This is a genomic window from Sphingomonas faeni (assembly GCF_040407495.1).
Taxonomy (GTDB): Bacteria; Pseudomonadota; Alphaproteobacteria; order Sphingomonadales; family Sphingomonadaceae; genus Sphingomonas; species Sphingomonas faeni_D.
Genome location: NZ_JAPZPP010000001.1, coordinates 934,759 through 951,477, shown reverse-complemented (window position 1 = coordinate 951,477; position 16,719 = coordinate 934,759). Strand labels below are relative to the sequence as shown.

The following is a 16,719-nucleotide window of genomic DNA, read 5'->3' as shown; positions in this document are numbered from 1 at the left end:
CTACCTGTCCGCCGTCCCTGCACCCTTGATGCTACCGCAAGACGTGTTCGGCGCACTTGCCGACGAACGCAGCGCTGGCCTGGGGGTGTGCGACCGGGAGCATATGGCCTCCGTCGGTCATCTCCAGCGTCGCGCCTGGAATTGCGGCTACTGCCCGGTCGCCATCGATTGAGAGGGCGATCACCTGGTCGTCACGGCCGTATAGCAGCGCGACCGGAATCGTCAGTTCAGGATAGCGGCTGACGATCGCGGCAAGGTCGACGTCTGCGCTGGCCAGTTCGACCAGCGCGGCGTTAACCGAAACCGGGCGATCGCCGAGCCCACCGCCGCCGCGCGTGGCGAAATCGGTCGGGACAGCATCGGGCGCGAAGATCTTGCCCCAGCGCAGGCCATACGCCGCACGGCTGATCGGCGTGCCGAGCAGATTGGCGAATATCGAGCGCGCGCGCGGGCTGCCTTCGATCGCGTTTGCCACCGAGGCGGGCATCGATCCAGGCGGCTGCGTCATCGGCGCCAGCAGCGCGAGGCCGGCGACCGAATCAGGGTGGTGCGTGGCCACGCCGAGGGCGACCGCACCCGCCAGCGAATGACCGACGAGCAGCGGCGGGCGGTCGAGCGCGAGCTTGTCGATGAACCCTGCGATGATCGCCGACTGGCCCAGGATACCGGGCTGTTCACCGGTCGGCACCGAATAGCCCGAGCCGGGCCGGTCAACCAGGATGACATGGTACTTGTCGGCCAGCGCATCGGCGACGCCGTAGGAGAAGTTGCGCAGTTGCGCGCCCAGCCCGTGGATCAGGACGATCGGCGGTCCTTCACCGCGATCGACATAGTGGATCCGTGCACCCGCGACGTCGATGAAACGGCCGTCCGCGGGGACGTCCTGCTCGATGCGCTTGATCGCCACCCGAGTATAGACCGCAGCCGCTGCCAGCGTCGCAGCGATGATCCCAGCCGAGCGAAGTGCGATCGAGCGTTTTGGGGCGTCATCGAAAACCGATCTGGACGCGAAAAAGCGGCGCATGTCCGCGAGCAGCAACTCGGGTTGCTCCAGCGCGGCGAAGTGGCCGCCCGCTGGCATCTCGGTCCACTGGACGATGTCGTAGGTCTTCTGCGCCTGCGAGCGCGGCGGCGGCGGGAAGACCGGGTCGGGGAATACCGCGACCCCGGTCGGTACGGTAATCCGCGCTCCCGCGGCGAAAGTGCCCGACTCCTCCAGCACTCGGCCACGGTACATCCAGGTCGACGTCACGAACGATCCCTCGACCAGATACAGCATGATGTTGGTGAGGAGCAGGTCTTCGTCGAACGCCTGCCACAGGTCGGGGCGGCCGTGCGCGTCGCGCGGCACGTCGGCCCATGCGCCGAACTTCTCCAGGATCCACGCCGCGACGCCGACCGGGCTGTCCGACATCGCTACGCCGAGCGTCTGTGGGCGCGTGCCCTGTTCCTGCGAATAGCCGGTTTCTTCCTTGGCGAGCTTGGCGCGTTTCGCGGCCCAAGCAACCTCGTCGGGCTTTTTCGGCACCGCATCCTTGGCCTGGAGCAACACCATGTTCAGATGGAGTCCGGCGATCGCATCGGGATGCGCGTGCGCCATCCAACCACCGATTGCGGCACCCCAGTCGCCGCCCTGCACGAGATAGCGTCGCGTGCCGAACAGCTCGACCATCAGGCCGTGCATGAGTTCTGCGGTCTGCTTCGGTCCGATCGGAGACACGGGGCGGCCCGAAAATGCGTAGCCGGGCAGCGACGGAACGATGACGTCGTGACCGTCGGCGACGAGCGGCGCGACCAGCGCCTCGAATTCGATGAACGACCCTGGCCAGCCGTGCAGCAGAAGCAGCGGGGGACGTGAGCCATCGCCGCGCGCATGAATGAAATGGAGGCGCTGCCCCTGCACGTTGGTCGTAAACTGCGGCAGCATATTGAGCCGACGCTCCTGCGCGCGCCAATCGAAGCGCATGAGCCAATAGTCGACGAGCCGCTTGAGATCGGCGAGGCCGACGCCTGACTGCCACCCCCCCGCGTCGGGCATAATGCTCCAGTCGAACGCCTCGACCTTGGCGCGGATGGCGGCGAGCCGGTCGTCGGGTACCGCTATGATAAAGGGTTCTGCCATGTGTCGATCCTGCCGAAGGGGGGCAATCTTACGTCCCCGATTGAAAGCATAACGTCGAACGCGCGAACGTCGCCGAAAGGCGCTTCGAAGCGAGATGAACGAACGGCGGCTTTTGGGAAACAGGTACGGCGGTTTGAACGTGTGGAAGTGGGTTGTGCAGAACAGGGGCGCACTCGTGACATAAAGTCGAAAATGCCATGCGCGGGTCTCGCCCCCCGGAACAGGACCTCACACTCCAGCTCGAAACGTTGCATACGCCGGCGGCGAGCCAACTCTTTCAGACAAAACAAGCAGAGCGAAGGAGAACCGTGCCGATTTGGGAGAAAGCTCTGTCTCGCGCGCGCTGGCGACCTGTTGATCGTGTGGAAGCTTGATCGCCTCGGTCGAACGATGACGGGGCTGGTCGAATTTGCCGTCAGTTTGACCGATCGTGGTCTTGGACTTCGCTCGTTTATGGTGGGAATCGATACGGTCGGTACTGCTGGCAAGCTTGTCATTCACATTCTGCACCACTTCGGCGCTCGTGATCGGCTGCTGCGCTCGATGAATGGCCGCTGCGCAATCATGTGAACCCGGCCGTCCAGATGATGAACGGACGTTCGGTTTCGGGAAGTGGTAATTTAACCGTTAGTGGTCGTCTTACGCGAAGCATTCCAGGAGAGTAGCTTCCCCACAGCGGCATCGGCAAGCTTCACTGAACCGTCTAGGGCTTTCTCTTGAGATACGATCTACCGGACGTCAGTCGCAGGGTATCGGAGCCTTAATAGCCGCTCCTGTCGCACGGGCAACTGTCGCTGTGTTGCAACAGTGTGACACGAAAATAGACCCATAACCGGGGTGCAACTCTGGAACGGCTTGTTTGTGGTCCAATTGACTGATTGTTTCACGTTGTGATGCGTGCCGCAGATCTGCGGCCAAATGTTCAGGGGGACATATGATGCGCGAGACCAAGCTTCTTTATTCGGGGATCGCCGTTGCGGCGATGAGCATCGCCTTGGCGAGCGCGCCCGCCTTTGCGCAGGACGCGAACGGGCAGGGCAGTGGCATTCAGGATACCGGCGCGGTGTTGACGCAGGCGACCCAGCCCGGAGAGCCGGGCGAGGAGATCGTGGTCACCGGATCGCGCATCCGTCGCGACCCGCTCGAACAGACGTCGCCGGTTATCACCCTCGACGACGCAGCGATCCAGCGGACCGGCCTGACTTCGATCGCTGATGTCCTGCAGCGCCTGCCGAGCGCATCGGGCGGGCTCAACACCAAAGTCAACAACTCGGGCAATCTCGGCAACCCGCCCGACGGCGGTGGCGTCGGCGCGGGTGCGGCAGAGATCGACCTGCGCTACCTGAGCGCCAAGCGGACGCTCGTGCTGGTCGACGGCCTGCGCTACGTCAACGGCACGAGCGGCAGCGGCATCCCTTCGACGGTCGATCTTAACACCATCCCCGCCAGCATGATCGACCGGATCGAGGTACTCCAGGCCGGCGCGTCGCCGCTGTACGGGTCGGACGCCATCGCGGGCGTGGTCAACGTCATCACCAAGCAGCGGCAGGAGGGACTCCGACTGTCAGGCCAGTTCGGCACGTTCCGCGCGGGCGATGGCCATACCTACAACCTCGATGCGAGTTACGGCATCCAGAGCCGGGGCAGCGGCACCAGCGTGGTGTTCGGCGCGAGCTATGTAACCCAGAAGGCGGTGCGCTCGGGCGATCGCCGGATCTCGCAATTCCCCAACCCGGGGCAGACCGCCTGTACCGACCCGGTCGGCGGGTGCAGCAGCGCCGCGGTCAATGGCCGCTTCCTGACGAGCTTCGGCAACCAGACGATCAGTGGGCCGCCCGATGCGACCCCGACGCTTGCCGAGCTGCGGCCGTTCACTGCCGCGGACCGGTTCAACTTCGCGCCGTTCAATTACCTGCTTACGCCGTCCGAGCGTTACGGCGCTTGGATGAGCTTCCGACAGGAGCTTGGCGGCGGCACCAACCTGCGCGTGAAGACCTCGTACAACCGACGCAATTCGCAGAACCAGGCCGCCTTCGAACCGTTGTTCATCGGCCCCGATGCAGGGAACGGCGCGGGCAGCCTGTTCGACACGCTCAGCATCGACCGGACCAATCCGTTCAACCCCTACGGCGTGACGCTGGAGTCCGGGGTCAATTCGGACGGCACCCCCAATGGCCGCACCGCCAACTATTCGTTCATCGCCCGCCGTCTGGTCGAGGCGGGGCAGCGGACCTTCAACCAGCAGGTCGATACCTTCGCGGGCACGGCCACGCTCGACGGTTCGTTCAACGTCGGCGCCCGCAAATTCTACTGGGATGCCAATGCATCGCTGGGCGTCAACGATGCGCACCAGAGCTTCACCGGCAACGTGCGGGCCGATCTGGTCGCGCTGGCGATCGGGCCGGTAGCCAATTGCACCGGCGGGTGCGTGCCGTTGAACCTGTTCGGCGGGGCCGGTTCGATCACGCCCGCAATGCTGAACTACATCGGCTTCACCGAACGCGACAAGAGCGACCAGCATCTCTGGGACTATACGCTGAACGTCAGCGGGGAGCTGTTCGACTTGCCGGGTGGCGCGGTCGCGGTCGCTGTCGGTTACGAACATCGCATCCAGAGCGCGAGCTTCACGCCCGATCCGATCGTTGCCGCTGGTCTTGGCGCGGACATCCCCGCGCAGCCAGCCCGTGGTCGCTACAACTCGGACGAAGTCTATGCCGAACTCCGCGTCCCGTTGCTGAAGGACGTTCCGTTCTTCGCCTCGCTCGAGGTCGATGGCGCGGTGCGGCATGCGAACTATTCGCTGAGCGGCAGCAGCACGACCTATACGGGCACCGGCCTGTGGAAGCCGGTCGACGACCTCTTGCTCCGCGGGTCGTACACCACCGGCTTCCGCGCACCGAGCCTGGGCGAACTGTTCGGCGGCCGGTCGCGTTTCGATCTTCCAGTCACCGATCCGTGCTCGAGCGCATCGACCGGCCAGTTCCAGACCAACGCGACGGTCCGCGCCAACTGCATCGCGGACGGCGTACCCGCCAATGGCAGCTATGCCGAGGACCCGGGGCAGCTGCCTGTGCTGACGCAGGGCAACCGCAATCTCAATCCCGAAAAGTCGCGTAATATCACCGCGGGGATCGTCTATTCGCCGCAATGGGCCCGCAACGGCGGCTTCGCGAGCCTGTTCAACGTCGAGGCCAATTACTACGACATCCGCGTCCGCCACGCGATCGCCGCATTCGACCCCAATGTGACGCTCAACAACTGCGCGTTGCGCGGTGATGCGGCAAGCTGCGCACTGGTAGTGCGGACCGCGAACGGCTTCATCAACCAGATCACCGGTACGCTGCAGAACCTCGACAGCATTCACACCCGCGGCATCGATCTTACCGCGAACTTCCGTACGCCCGAGACGGGCATCGGCAGCTTCGGCGTGTCGCTCAACGCGACGCGGCTGCTGAAGTACGTGCTATCGGCGTCGAACGGCTTCGTCGTCCTAGACCGCAAGGGCACCGAACGGGGCAGCCCCGACCAGGCGTTCCCGAAGTACAAGGGCAACGCGACGATCGACTGGCAGTCCGGCTGGCTCGGTGCCTCGTTCACTGGCCGCTACATCGACGGCGTCGTCGAAAGCGGGGCCGACAACCGGCTAAACAGCCGCTTCTACGGCGATGTCCAGCTCCGCCTGACGCCGTTGTTCATGGGCAAGCGCTTCGGCATCTCCGCCGGTGTCAACAATGTGTTCAATTCCGATCCGCCGGCCTGCATCACCTGCAGCCTCAACAACTTCGATCCGACGACCTACGATGTCCCTGGACAGTTCGGCTATCTGAAGCTCACCGTCGGGCTATGACACGCAACGGGCCGGCCAAGCGCCGGCCCGGTTACGCCCCATGCTTGGCAACTCCGCCCGCAAAAGCGAGCCGCTTCTCGCGTCGGTTACCTATTCGCGCTGACAATTTCGGGAATGAACATCGGGAACAGTTTCGGGAAACCGGGTGCCCCGGACGGCTCTCGGCGCGACCGTCGCTCTACGGGTTCTTTTGTGGGAAAGTCGGCAAAGAACGGATGCACGAAGTAGCGGACACAGATGGCAAATGGTACCGCGGCAACGATATCTGGGAGGGCGGAATGACGAAAGCAGATCGCTTGTGCGTCAAGGTCGCCCTCTTGCCGGTTTTGACATTCGTCCTGAGCCTGCTCGGCTTCATGACCCTGCGAGCGGTGAACGGCGCTAGCCTTCTTCCCGTCGGCTCCAGTCGATACGTTCTTTTCGCAAGTCTTCTGGTAACGTTCGGTGCCATTGTCGCAGCCAATCTTCTGCGCGTCAGGCTCAGCCACCAAGCGCGTCTGCTTTCATAAAAAAAGCGGCCATTTCCGGGACTCGATCGGTTAGTGAGCACGCCAGCGTATTCTCAAAACTCGTCATACATGACTATATGAGAACAAGCCTTAGTCGTTCGCGAACGACAATTTCTGGCTGTCAGCTGCCGGTCCAACGCTGCTGATCCATCAGCTCTCGCAGCGTGCGTTGGCCGGTCCACAACGCCGCCGTCCACCCACAATCGCGCGCACCAGCGACGTTGAGGACCTTGTCGTCGATAAAGAAGATCGCCTCTAGTTCGAGGTCGACGGCTGCTTCCACGGATCGGTAAAAGGCCCGGTCTGGTTTGGAACAACCCAGCGCAGCGGCGTAATGCAGGCCATCGAATTTGCTGCGGAGGTCAAGCCGGTCCCACAGATAAGCCGCCCGCTCATGTTCCTGCACTGTTGCGAGATGGACCTCGATGCCTTCGCAACGCAGTGCCTGGAGTTCAGCAAGCAAGCGGTGATCGATGTGCGCGTCGTTGCTAAACTAGTAGTCAATGAAGGCGGCGCAAGAAACCGAAGGCGATATTCCCGCGAGCGCCGGCGCAAGACGGTCCCGCAGTGCGGCGCGTCCATGCACCACGTCATCCCAGTGCTGTTCAAAGAAAACCCGTTGCAGGGCCGGGACCGGGATACCCAGGTCGCGCTCCAAATTAGCGCTCCACCCTCGCTCATCCGGGTGCGCGATGAGAACGCCATCCACATCGACCATGATTGCCTTGCGCCGCATGCCGTGATCACACCACGCCGAGCGATCATCGGCAAGGTCCGCTAAGGGGCGCTAGCGGATCTTGCCTGACGCTGCGGCCTTTCCCGAAAAGGATGCTCGGGCGAGACTGCGAACGGCCTGCCAAAACTCGTCGTTCGCGCAGTGAATGAGACGCGATCGGCAACGACCGGACTTGGTAAAAACGGAACGGCAGATCTTGAGGTCGCTGCTCGTCGAGCTTATGCTCAGTTCAGCGGAGGCATTTTGAAATACGCCATCAATTGGCGCAGGTTGGTCATGCTATCGCGCGCGATCATTCGCTCGCTCCAGCTGCGTATCGATAAACGAGTGCTCGGCACCATCCCACCATAAGCCACAAACCAAACATATCCGAGAAAGGAGGTTATGTCGGCGACAGTAAGCCGGTCGCCTGTTACATAAGGCATATGATCAAGTTGGTCTGCAAAAACAGTTAGTGTTTGTTCCGCCTTGGGTAATAAGGTCGCTGCAAAATCGGGAAACTGTTTCATGCGTCCAGCGAACATTGGGTGAACCTGGTGGCCGTATTCAACGCCCGGGTTAAACAGGCCGGCCTCTCCTCTGCGTTCCCACATGGCAATCTGAAGGCGCTCGTCGGCGTTATTGCCGAAAAGAGACGGCGCTCCTGAAGCCTCATCAAGATATTGGCAAATCGTCAGAGACTCCGTGAGGATACGTTTGTCATCTAACTCTAGAGAAGGCACTTGGCGCAATGGGTTTATGGTATGGTAGGCGGTGTGGTCCGTCGATATATCGATGAACTCAAGTACAACACCCTGCTCGGCGGCAAATATCTGAACGCGGAGTACGTTCGGCGCAAATGGTACGATGAACAGTCGCATCAACATTGATTATCACCATGCCCGTGCAAAGCAATGCCCTCTTTCGGGCAACGTCGACCGATGCCCAAGGCGACCTACGGTGATAGCGAAGGATCTGGTTTACCGATTTTGGCGCAGATATCGGTGAACGATCGGCATATTTTTACAGGAGAGAGGTTGGTCGGCGAAGTACGGACTTGGGTTGTCGTGGTCTTCGCTTAACTAGCATGTCCCCGATCGAGCGCGTCGCCGGAGTTCATATTTTCCGACTCTCTCCATCCGCCGAACCTTGCGTAGAGCGTCGGCAGGACGAAGAGCGTTAAGAGCGTTGCCGAGATCAAGCCGCCGATGACGACGGTAGCCAGCGGCTTTTGCACTTCGGCACCGGCGCCGTGGCCGAGCGCCATCGGCACGAAGCCGAGGCTGGCGACGAGTGCGGTCATCGTGACGGGCCGCAATCGTGCGAGGGCACCGTCATGTGCCGCCCGGACGCGCTCCATACCTTGGGCCATCAGGTCGTGGATCGACGACACCATGACCAGACCGTTGAGTACGGCGATCCCCGATAGCGCGATGAAGCCGACCGCGGCCGAGACCGAGAACGGCATGCCGCGCAGCACGAGCGCGAGCACGCCGCCGACCAGCGCGAGCGGCACGCCGGTGAACACGATCACCGCATCGCGGACCGAGCCGAGCGCGCCGTACAGCAGCAGCATGATGACCGCGAAGCAGACCGGCACGACCAGAAGCAGCCGATCGCGCGCGGAGGCGAGGTTCTCGAACTGCCCGCCCCATTCGATATAGGTGCCGGGCGGCATCTTCACCTGCGCATCGATCGCGGCGCGCGCGTCGGCGACGACGCTGGCGACGTCGCGGTCGCGGACGTTCGCCTGGACGACGACACGCCGCTTGCCGTTCTCGCGGCTGATCTGGTTAGGGCCGTCGACGACCGCGATATCGGCGACGGTCGATAGCGGTACGAAACCGCCGGCGGACGTCGGCACGGGCACCTGCGCCACTTGGGTCAGGTTTGAGCGCGACGCGTCGGACAGGCGGATCACGACCGGGAAGCGGCGGTCGCCCTCGAAGATCAGGCCCGCCTCGCGCCCGCCGATCGCCGTTGCCACCGTATCCTGCACGTCGCCGGCCGTGACGCCGATTTGCGACATCGCCATGCGGTTCGGACGGATGTCGAGCATCGGCAGGCCCTCCGTCTGTTCGACGCGAACGTCGACGGCGCCCTTAGTCTTGCGCAGAATCACGGCGATGCTGTCGGCCGCGGCGTTCATGCCGCCGAAGTCGTCGCCGAAGACCTTGACGGCGATGTCGCCGCGCACGCCCGCGATCAGCTCGTTGAAGCGCATCTGGATCGGCTGGGTGATCTCGTACGCGTTGCCGGGCAGCGTCGAGAGCCGGTTTTCGATCCGTTCGACCAGCGCTGCCTTGGCGAGGCTAGGGTCGGGCCATTCGGCCCTGGGCTTTAGGATGACGAAGGTGTCGGTCGCGTTAGATGGCATCGGATCGCTGGCGATTTCGGAGGTGCCGGTGCGCGAGAAGGCGAAGCGGACCTCGGGCTGGCGCGCGAGCACCTTCTCGACCTGGAACTGCATCGCTTGGCTCTGGTCGACCGAGGTGCCGGGGATGCGGACCGCCTGGACGAGGATGTTGCCCTCGTCGAGCTGCGGCAGGAACTCCTGCCCGAGCGTGGTGAAGGCGAGGCCTGCGATCGCGAGCGCGCTGACCGCGATCCCGAGCGTGATGCTCGGGCGGCCCATCGCCTTGCCTAGCCCAGGCTCGTAGCGGCGACGCAGCCAGCCGATGATGCGGCTTTCCGTCTCGTCGACCGGCCTGCTCAGCCCGATCGCGATCGCCGCGGGGACGAACGTCATCGACAGGATGAAGGCGAAGACGAGCGCGATGATGACGGCCAGCGCCATCGGTTCGAACATCTTGCCCTCGACGCCAGTGAAGGTCAGCAGCGGCGCGTAGACGAGGATGATGATCGCCTGGCCGTAGACCGACGGTCGGATCATCTCACGCGCCGATGCGGCGACCAGGTCGAGCCTTTGCCGCAAAGGCAATGGTTCGCTGCGGCCATGCTGCGCGTCGCCCAGGCGGCGGAGCGCGTTCTCGACGATGATGACGGCGCCGTCGACGATCAGCCCGAAATCGAGCGCGCCGAGACTCATCAGGTTGGCGGACACGCTGGCCTTCAACATGCCGATGCTCGTCAGCAGCATCGTGATCGGGATCACCAGCGCGGCGATCAGCGCTGCGCGGAAATTGCCGAGCAGCACGAACAACACGACGATGACCAGCACCGCGCCTTCCGCCAGATTGCGGGCGACCGTCGCGATCGTCGAATTGACGAGCTCGGTGCGGTTAAGAACCGGCTTCACCACGACATCGACGGGGAGGGCGCGGCCGATCTCGTCCAGCCGCTTGCCCACGCCCGTCGAGACGGTACGGCTGTTCTCGCCGATCCGCATGACCGCGGTGCCGACGACGACTTCGTGGCCGTTCTCGGATGCGGACCCCATCCGCAGTGCCTGGCCGGTGCGGACCGTGGCGATCTGGCTGAGCAGGATCGGCACGCTTTCGCGCGTCGCGACGACGGTGCGCGCGAGGTCGTCGGCGTTGCGCACGCGGCCGTCGGCGCGGACGGCAAGACCCTCGCCGTTGCGATCGACAATCCCCGCACCTGCGCTCGTGTTGTTGCGTTCGAGCGCGTTGGCGAGGTCGTTCAGCGTGATCTTCATCGCCGCCATCCGCTGGATGTCGGGGACGACGAGATATTGCTTGGTGTAGCCGCCGAGGCTGTCGACGCCGGCGAGCCCTGCCGTGCTTTTTAGCTGCGGCGTGACGATCCAGTCCTGCACGGTGCGCAGGTAGGTCGCCTTGTCGGGTTCGCTGACGAGGTGGTCGCCCTCGGGCGTGATGTAGCTGCCGTCCTTCTGGAGGCCGGGCTCGCCGTTGCGGTGGTTCACCTGGTCGAGCTCGCGATACTCGACCGTCCACATGAAGATGTCGCCCAGGCCGGTGGCGATCGGGCCCATCTCGGGCGTCACGCCGTCGGGCAGGTCGGCCTCGGCGGTCCGCAGCCGTTCCGCCACCTGGACCCGTGCGAAATAGATGTCGGTCTTCTCGTCGAAGACGGCAGTGATCTGCGCGAACCCGTTGCGGCTGAGCGACCGGCTGTATTCGAGGCCGGGAATGCCGGCGAGCGCGGTCTCGACGGTAAAGGCGACCTGCTTCTCGATCTGGTCGGGAGAGAGTGCGGGCGCGACGACGTTGATCTGGACCTGGTTGTTGGTGATGTCGGGAACGGCGTCGATCGGCAGCCGCTGGATGGCGAAAACGCCGGCGAGTGCCGCCGCGAGCGTGAGCAGCAGGACGAGCCAGCGCTTTTCGACGGCAAAGGTTACGATGCGGGAAAGCATGGCCTAGTCCTCGTCCTTCGCAGCGCTTTTGCCGAGTTCGGCCTTGAGCGTGAACGAGTTGGTGGAGGCGATGCGCTCTTCGCCGGTCAGGCCGGCGGTCACGGTGACCGCACCGCCATTGGTGCGGCCGAGCGTTACCGGCGTCGCCCGAAAGCCGGTCGCGGTGCGGACGAACACGTGTGGCTTGTCGCCGATCATCTGCACGGCGGCCGAAGGCACCGCGACGCTGCGGTCACCGCTGGCCGGTAGCAGGACCGAGACGCCGACATTCTCGCCGACACGCCACGTGCCGCCCGCATTGTCGATCGCGGCGATGACGGGAACCAGGCGCGTCGTCTCGTCGAGGATCGGCGAGACGAAGGTGACGCGTCCGTCCTGACGGCGACCGGCGGAGGTCACCTCGACGCGTGCGCCAGGCTTTACGCGTCCGGCGTCGGCGGGCACGAGCGACATCGTCACCGATACCTTGGCGAGGTTGGCGACGCGGAAAAGCTCGGCATCGGCGGCGATCTGCTGACCCAACGTAGCGGAGCGGGCGATCACCTGACCGGCAATGGGCGAGCGCACTGCGATGCGATTGAGCGCACCGCCGCCGCCGCCGGTGGCCGACACCTGCTGCCGAGCGAGACGCAGCGCAATGCTGGCCTCGATCGCGGACGTTCGAGCAGCGATAAGGTCCTGCTCGGGCGACACGCGCTCGGCGAAGAGCCGCTGTTCGCGACGGAGGTTCGACTGGGCGAGCGCGGACCGTGCAGCCGCAGCCTCCACCTCGGCATTCAGCGATGCCGCCTCGCGGCTTTCGATGATCGCCAGCGTCTCGCCGCGGCCGATCGACTGACCGAAATTTCTGGTGAGCGAAACCAGCCTGCCGCCGATCGGGGCAGACACGACCTGCACACCCTGCGGGTCGCCTTCGATCGTCGCCGGAAGCTCGATCGCGCCAGCCACGCCACCCACGGTCGGGCGGGTCACCTCAATGCCGGCGTCCGCGATCTGCTGTCCCGACAGAGTGGCGACGGCAGGATCGCCCGCACTATCGTCTTTTTCGGCACCTGCTTCGGCGCTGGCATTGGTTATCTGTTCGGGCGAGCGTCCGCAGCCGGCGACAGCCAGGACGATGGCGACGGGCGCGATCGCCCGTATGATGCGGCTGTTCATCGGTCGGTGTCCTTGGGCGAAGGTGCGGCGGCGGTGAGCCGCTCGAGACGCGCCTGTGCGTCATGATAGGCGGCCAGCGCGTCGATCGCCGCCGTCCGGGTTTCGAGAAGCGTCCGTTCGGCGTCGAGCAGATCGAGCTGGCCGAACTTGCCTTCGCGGTAGCCGATGCGTGCGATCCGGGCAGCTTCCTGTGCGGCTGCGAGGGCAGGGCCGGCGGCATTGCGCGCCGTCGTGGCGGCGTTCGCCGCATCGGCCTGCGCGTCGGCGATGCCCTGTTCGGCGTCAAGCAGCGCCACGCGGCGCAGCGCCGCCGATTGGTCGCGCTGGGCGTCCGCGACGGCGACGGAAGAACGGCCGCCGTTGAAGACGGCGAGCGGGATCGAAACGCCGAAGACCGCGGCTACGTCGTTGGTCTGTTCGAGCCTGCGCGCGCTGGCACTGAGCGTGAGGTCCGGCACGCGCTGGCTCCGCGCGAGACGGACCTGCGCCGTGGCGGTATCCAGATCGGCGCGGGCGGCGGCGGCGGTCAGCGTGCTCGCGGTGCCGGGAGCAGGCGCCTCGCGGATCGCATCGACGCGCTGGAACCATGCCTCGTCGAGCATTCCGACGGGTATGCCGAGAAGCCGGGCGAGGTTCGCCGATGCGACCGCGGCCGAACGCTCCGCACGCTCCACGGCGCCATCGGCGGCTACGCGCGCAACGTCGGCGCGCTGTTCCTCAAGCGGCGACGCCCGACCGGCCCGCACTCGCACGCTGGCGGCACGCAGGACCTCGGTGGCGATGCCCAGCTGATCGCGGGCGACCCCGATGCGGTGCTGCGCGGCGACGGCAACGATATAGGTCTGCGTGACGCGCAGGCGCAGGTCGGCGCGCGCGATGTCGGCCTGGAGGCCGGCGCGGCCGATCTGCGCGTCGGCGAGCGCGATCCGGGCGCCGCGCTTGCCCCCGCGTTCGAGCGGCAGGGCGAGGCCAACGGTCGTCTCGGACGAGCGCAGTCCCTGATAGATGCCGGTTCCGGCGACGTTCTCGGCCTCGGCGATGATCGACGGATTCGGACGCAACGCGGCGACGCGGCGCTGCGCCTCGGCGGCGCGGACCCCGGCGGATGTCGCATCCTGGAAGGCCGAGGATGCGCCGGCGCGGGCCAGCGCCTTGGCGAGCGTGAGGACCGGTTCCGCCAAGGTCGGCGGACGGGTCTGGGCCTGCAGCGACGATGCGCAGACCCCTGCGGCGATGACGGCCGCGATGATGCGATGCATTGGAATGCTCCTGACGACGGGGAGGCGGGCGCGCACGGCGCACCCGATCGACGTGTCAGGTCTGCGGCGGTCTCAGGGCGGCATCGGCATCGCGGCCGACGAGCGTCGCGCCCGCAACGGGCGCGAGCATCGAGCCGGCCGGACCGGCCGTACCGGCAAGCGTGTCGGCATCCGGCGCGCTCATGTGGTGCGCATGGCAGCTGCCATGATGATGCGGATAGCCCTTGTCGGCGTCGGCCGCGACCTGATCGCCGTCGCCATCGACGTGCGACGCGGTTTCGTACTGGCTGGTCTCGATGCACCCGCCGACTTCAGCCGCATGCGCCACCCCGACCCAGGCGGTCAGTATGAGCATCAGACAGGCAAGGAAGGGCAAGAGCCTACGCATCGATCGGGCAGTTAGCAGATATAAGCATCGCTGTAACCGGACCACGCGGAACAACCGGATCATCGCCAATTTCGTGATGGACAAGTAGAGTTCGGGAGTAGCGGAGGGGATCTTCACGGTATGCAGGTTCGTCGTAGCGCCTAGGTAGCTACAGGGCCGTGGTCAGCGCCCAACGCGATGATCGGCGTTGGTCTCTCAAGCTCGCTGACGATACCAGTGTGCCCTTTTGCCGGACTCGGGGGGTGGCTGAAATTCGCCGACGGATTGCGCAACGCCAATCCGACTTCATACCGTCTTTTCACGCCTGCCGCCTTGCTGATCACCAAAACGAGATCGGCGTTGGGGGATCAATATTGGGTAGCATATCGGTGAACGGGATGGTGCGTGTCGGCGAATAGCGAGCGTAGAGCGCAACTTTCATCACGTCATCTCCGTGTCGATGCGGGTGTGCTTGCCAACATGACTCCGGGCGATGTCGCGCGCAAATTGCAACTGTCTTGTTCTATTTTCCGGATCGTGGAGGGAGCGAGCCGGAGGTCGGATCAGCGTTCAACTCAGCGGGTCGAGAACCCCGGGAATCCCCGATTTCCAGCCAATAGCCATCGGGATCCTGCGCATAGATCTGGCGGACGCCGTCGAACCGGATCTGCATCGTGTGCGGCTTGCCCGCAAGGTCGGTCCAGACGAGACCGTGTCGGTCCAACCAGCGAGTGACGGTGGCGAGATCGTCGACGTGCAGCGCCAGATGCTCGTTCCGGTTCGACGGCTTCGGCGCGGTGCGGCCGTCGAGGATGTGGAGCGCCAGACCGTTGCCGAGGTCGAGCCAGCGGCGGTTCTTGAGCGGCGTCGGGATGATCCGCAAACCGAACGCCTCGTGGTAGAAGGCTGCGCTGCGATCGATGTCCGCCGCCTGGATCGCGACGTGCTCGGCTTTCGCAGGAGGTGCTACCGCCACCTGCGGTGCCGCCAGTATGAGCAGAACGGACTGAACGATCATGGGCGGTGATCCTCGAAACAAGTAGGAGTGGTACGATCTGATGTCCGGGGCGCGTCAACGGTGCTGCACGACGTCAGCCTGGCTTCGCGTCTTCCAGGTTTGGCAGCAGAAGGTGGACGATGGCGAGCGCGACGAAATAGGCGATGCCGGCCCAGATGAACACCGGGACGTAGCTGCCGACGGTTTCGAGCACGTGCCCGACATAGCGCGCCATGATCATCCCGCCGACCGCCCCTGCGGCGCCGCCGATCCCCATGACGGACGCGACCGAACTCTTGGGAAACGTATCGGAAACCATCGTGTACAGGTTCGACGACCAGCCCTGGTGCGCGGCGGCAGCGACGCCGATGATCGCGACAGCGGCGAACAGGCTGGAGACGGTGCTGGCGAGCATGATCGGCAGTACTAGTATCGCAGAGGCGAGCAGCGCGAGCTTGCGGCCGGCGTTGACGCTGTACCCGCGCTTGATCAGCGCCGACGACAACCAGCCGCCGCCAATGCTGCCGACGTCCGCGAGCAGGTAGACCGCGATCAGCGGCGGTCCGAAGGTCTTGAGGTCGAGGCCGTGGCGCTTGGCGAAGAAATCCGGCAGCCAGAACAGGAAGAGGTACCAGACCGGATCGGTCAGGAATTTCGCGACGACGAAGGCCCAGGTCCCGCGATAGCGGAACAGGCGGCGCCACGGGATCGGCGCGGTGCCCGCGTCATTGTCCTGATCGGCGCGGATATAGGCAAGCTCCTGCGCCGAGACCCGGGGGTGATGTTCGGGTGCTCGGTAGAAGATCAGCCACGCCGCGAGCCAGACGAACCCTAGCATCCCCGTCACGATGAACGCCGCGCGCCAGCCATAAGCGAGCGTGATGATCGGTACGACGATCGGCGTGGCGATCGCGCCGACATTGGCGCCGGCGTTCAGGATGCCCGCAGCGAGCGCGCGTTCCTTCTTCGGAAACCATTCGGCGACCGACTTGATCGCGGCGGGGAAGTTCGCGGACTCGCCGAGCCCTAATGCGAAGCGGGCGACCGAGAAACCTCCGGGGCTGCGGACGAAGGCATGGAACAGCGCGGCGAGGCTCCATACCGTGATCGCCGCGGCATAGCCCATCTTCGACCCGATCTTGTCGATGATCGGCCCGCAGGCGAGCAGGCCGATCGCATAGGCCGCCTGGAACCAGAACACGATCATGCCGTAGTCGACTTCGGACCAGCCCAGTTCGCCCTGCAGCGTGGGCTTGAGGATACCGATGACCTGACGATCGATGTAATTGATGGTCGTCGCGAAGAACAGCAGCGCGCAGATGACCCAGCGGACATTGCCGCCGGCCTTTTGCGAGCGGGGATCCGTAGCCTGTGTTGAACCGTCCACGCTCGCTCTCCCTTGGCGGTTTGTCCGCTTTTATCGTCTGTCGAATGCCGCCAGTTTT

At 64.7% G+C, this 16,719-nt stretch carries 13 protein-coding genes; 3 read left to right on the top strand and 10 right to left on the bottom strand.

Going from position 1 to position 16,719, the window contains the following annotated elements:
• Positions 1-31: 31 nt before the first annotated feature.
• Complete coding sequence (locus O6W96_RS04240; RefSeq protein WP_353468402.1) at positions 32-2,122, bottom strand: epoxide hydrolase family protein; 2,091 nt, start codon at positions 2,120-2,122, stop codon at positions 32-34.
• A gap of 360 nt (positions 2,123-2,482) precedes the next feature.
• Here O6W96_RS04240 and O6W96_RS04235 point away from each other — a divergent pair, with 360 nt between their 5' ends.
• Complete coding sequence (locus O6W96_RS04235; protein WP_353468401.1) at positions 2,483-2,692, top strand: recombinase family protein; 210 nt, start codon at positions 2,483-2,485, stop codon at positions 2,690-2,692.
• Between the two features lie 367 nt (positions 2,693-3,059).
• On the top strand, positions 3,060-5,969 hold the full coding sequence (locus O6W96_RS04230; protein WP_353468400.1) for a TonB-dependent receptor domain-containing protein: 2,910 nt from the start codon (positions 3,060-3,062) through the stop codon (positions 5,967-5,969).
• Positions 5,970-6,055: 86 nt separating this feature from the next.
• On the opposite strand, the gene O6W96_RS04225 is transcribed toward O6W96_RS04230, so the two are convergent.
• A complete protein-coding gene (locus O6W96_RS04225; protein WP_353468399.1) occupies positions 6,056-6,457 on the bottom strand; it encodes a hypothetical protein in 402 nt (133 codons plus the stop codon).
• Between the two features lie 142 nt (positions 6,458-6,599).
• Positions 6,600-6,884, bottom strand: a complete 285-nt coding sequence (locus tag O6W96_RS04220) for an HAD family hydrolase (RefSeq protein WP_353468398.1) — start codon at positions 6,882-6,884, stop codon at positions 6,600-6,602.
• Between O6W96_RS04220 and O6W96_RS04215 the strand changes: the two genes are divergently transcribed.
• A complete protein-coding gene (locus O6W96_RS04215; protein ID WP_353468518.1) occupies positions 6,813-7,259 on the top strand; it encodes a hypothetical protein in 447 nt (148 codons plus the stop codon). The two genes, O6W96_RS04220 and O6W96_RS04215, sit on opposite strands and share 72 nt — an antisense overlap.
• A 179-nt stretch (positions 7,260-7,438) precedes the next feature.
• Here O6W96_RS04215 and O6W96_RS04210 read toward each other — a convergent pair whose 3' ends face one another.
• The 7 genes from O6W96_RS04210 to O6W96_RS04180 all read right to left on the bottom strand — a co-directional run bounded on the left by O6W96_RS04210 (position 7,439) and on the right by O6W96_RS04180 (position 16,661).
• Positions 7,439-8,074 carry a glutathione S-transferase family protein gene (locus O6W96_RS04210; RefSeq protein ID WP_353468397.1) on the bottom strand — a complete coding sequence of 212 codons (636 nt, stop codon included), beginning with the start codon at positions 8,072-8,074 and terminating at the stop codon, positions 7,439-7,441.
• A 197-nt stretch (positions 8,075-8,271) separates the two neighbouring features.
• Complete coding sequence (locus tag O6W96_RS04205) at positions 8,272-11,493, bottom strand: efflux RND transporter permease subunit (RefSeq protein WP_353468396.1); 3,222 nt, start codon at positions 11,491-11,493, stop codon at positions 8,272-8,274.
• A 3-nt stretch (positions 11,494-11,496) separates the two neighbouring features.
• On the bottom strand, positions 11,497-12,651 hold the full coding sequence (locus O6W96_RS04200; protein WP_353468395.1) for an efflux RND transporter periplasmic adaptor subunit: 1,155 nt from the start codon (positions 12,649-12,651) through the stop codon (positions 11,497-11,499).
• Positions 12,648-13,910, bottom strand: coding sequence for a TolC family protein (locus tag O6W96_RS04195; RefSeq protein ID WP_353468394.1), 1,263 nt, complete (start codon positions 13,908-13,910; stop codon positions 12,648-12,650). The genes O6W96_RS04200 and O6W96_RS04195 overlap by 4 nt, the downstream gene beginning before the upstream one ends.
• Positions 13,911-13,965: 55 nt before the next feature.
• Positions 13,966-14,265 carry a hypothetical protein gene (locus O6W96_RS04190; RefSeq protein WP_353468393.1) on the bottom strand — a complete coding sequence of 100 codons (300 nt, stop codon included), beginning with the start codon at positions 14,263-14,265 and terminating at the stop codon, positions 13,966-13,968.
• A 535-nt stretch (positions 14,266-14,800) separates the two neighbouring features.
• Positions 14,801-15,295 (bottom strand): VOC family protein, encoded by a 495-nt coding sequence (locus O6W96_RS04185; protein ID WP_353468392.1) that lies wholly within the window; start codon positions 15,293-15,295, stop codon positions 14,801-14,803.
• Positions 15,296-15,368: 73 nt separating this feature from the next.
• The gene (locus tag O6W96_RS04180; protein WP_353468391.1) at positions 15,369-16,661 is read right to left on the bottom strand and encodes an MFS transporter; all 1,293 of its coding nucleotides are present in this window, start codon (positions 16,659-16,661) and stop codon (positions 15,369-15,371) included.
• Positions 16,662-16,719: the final 58 nt, after the last annotated feature.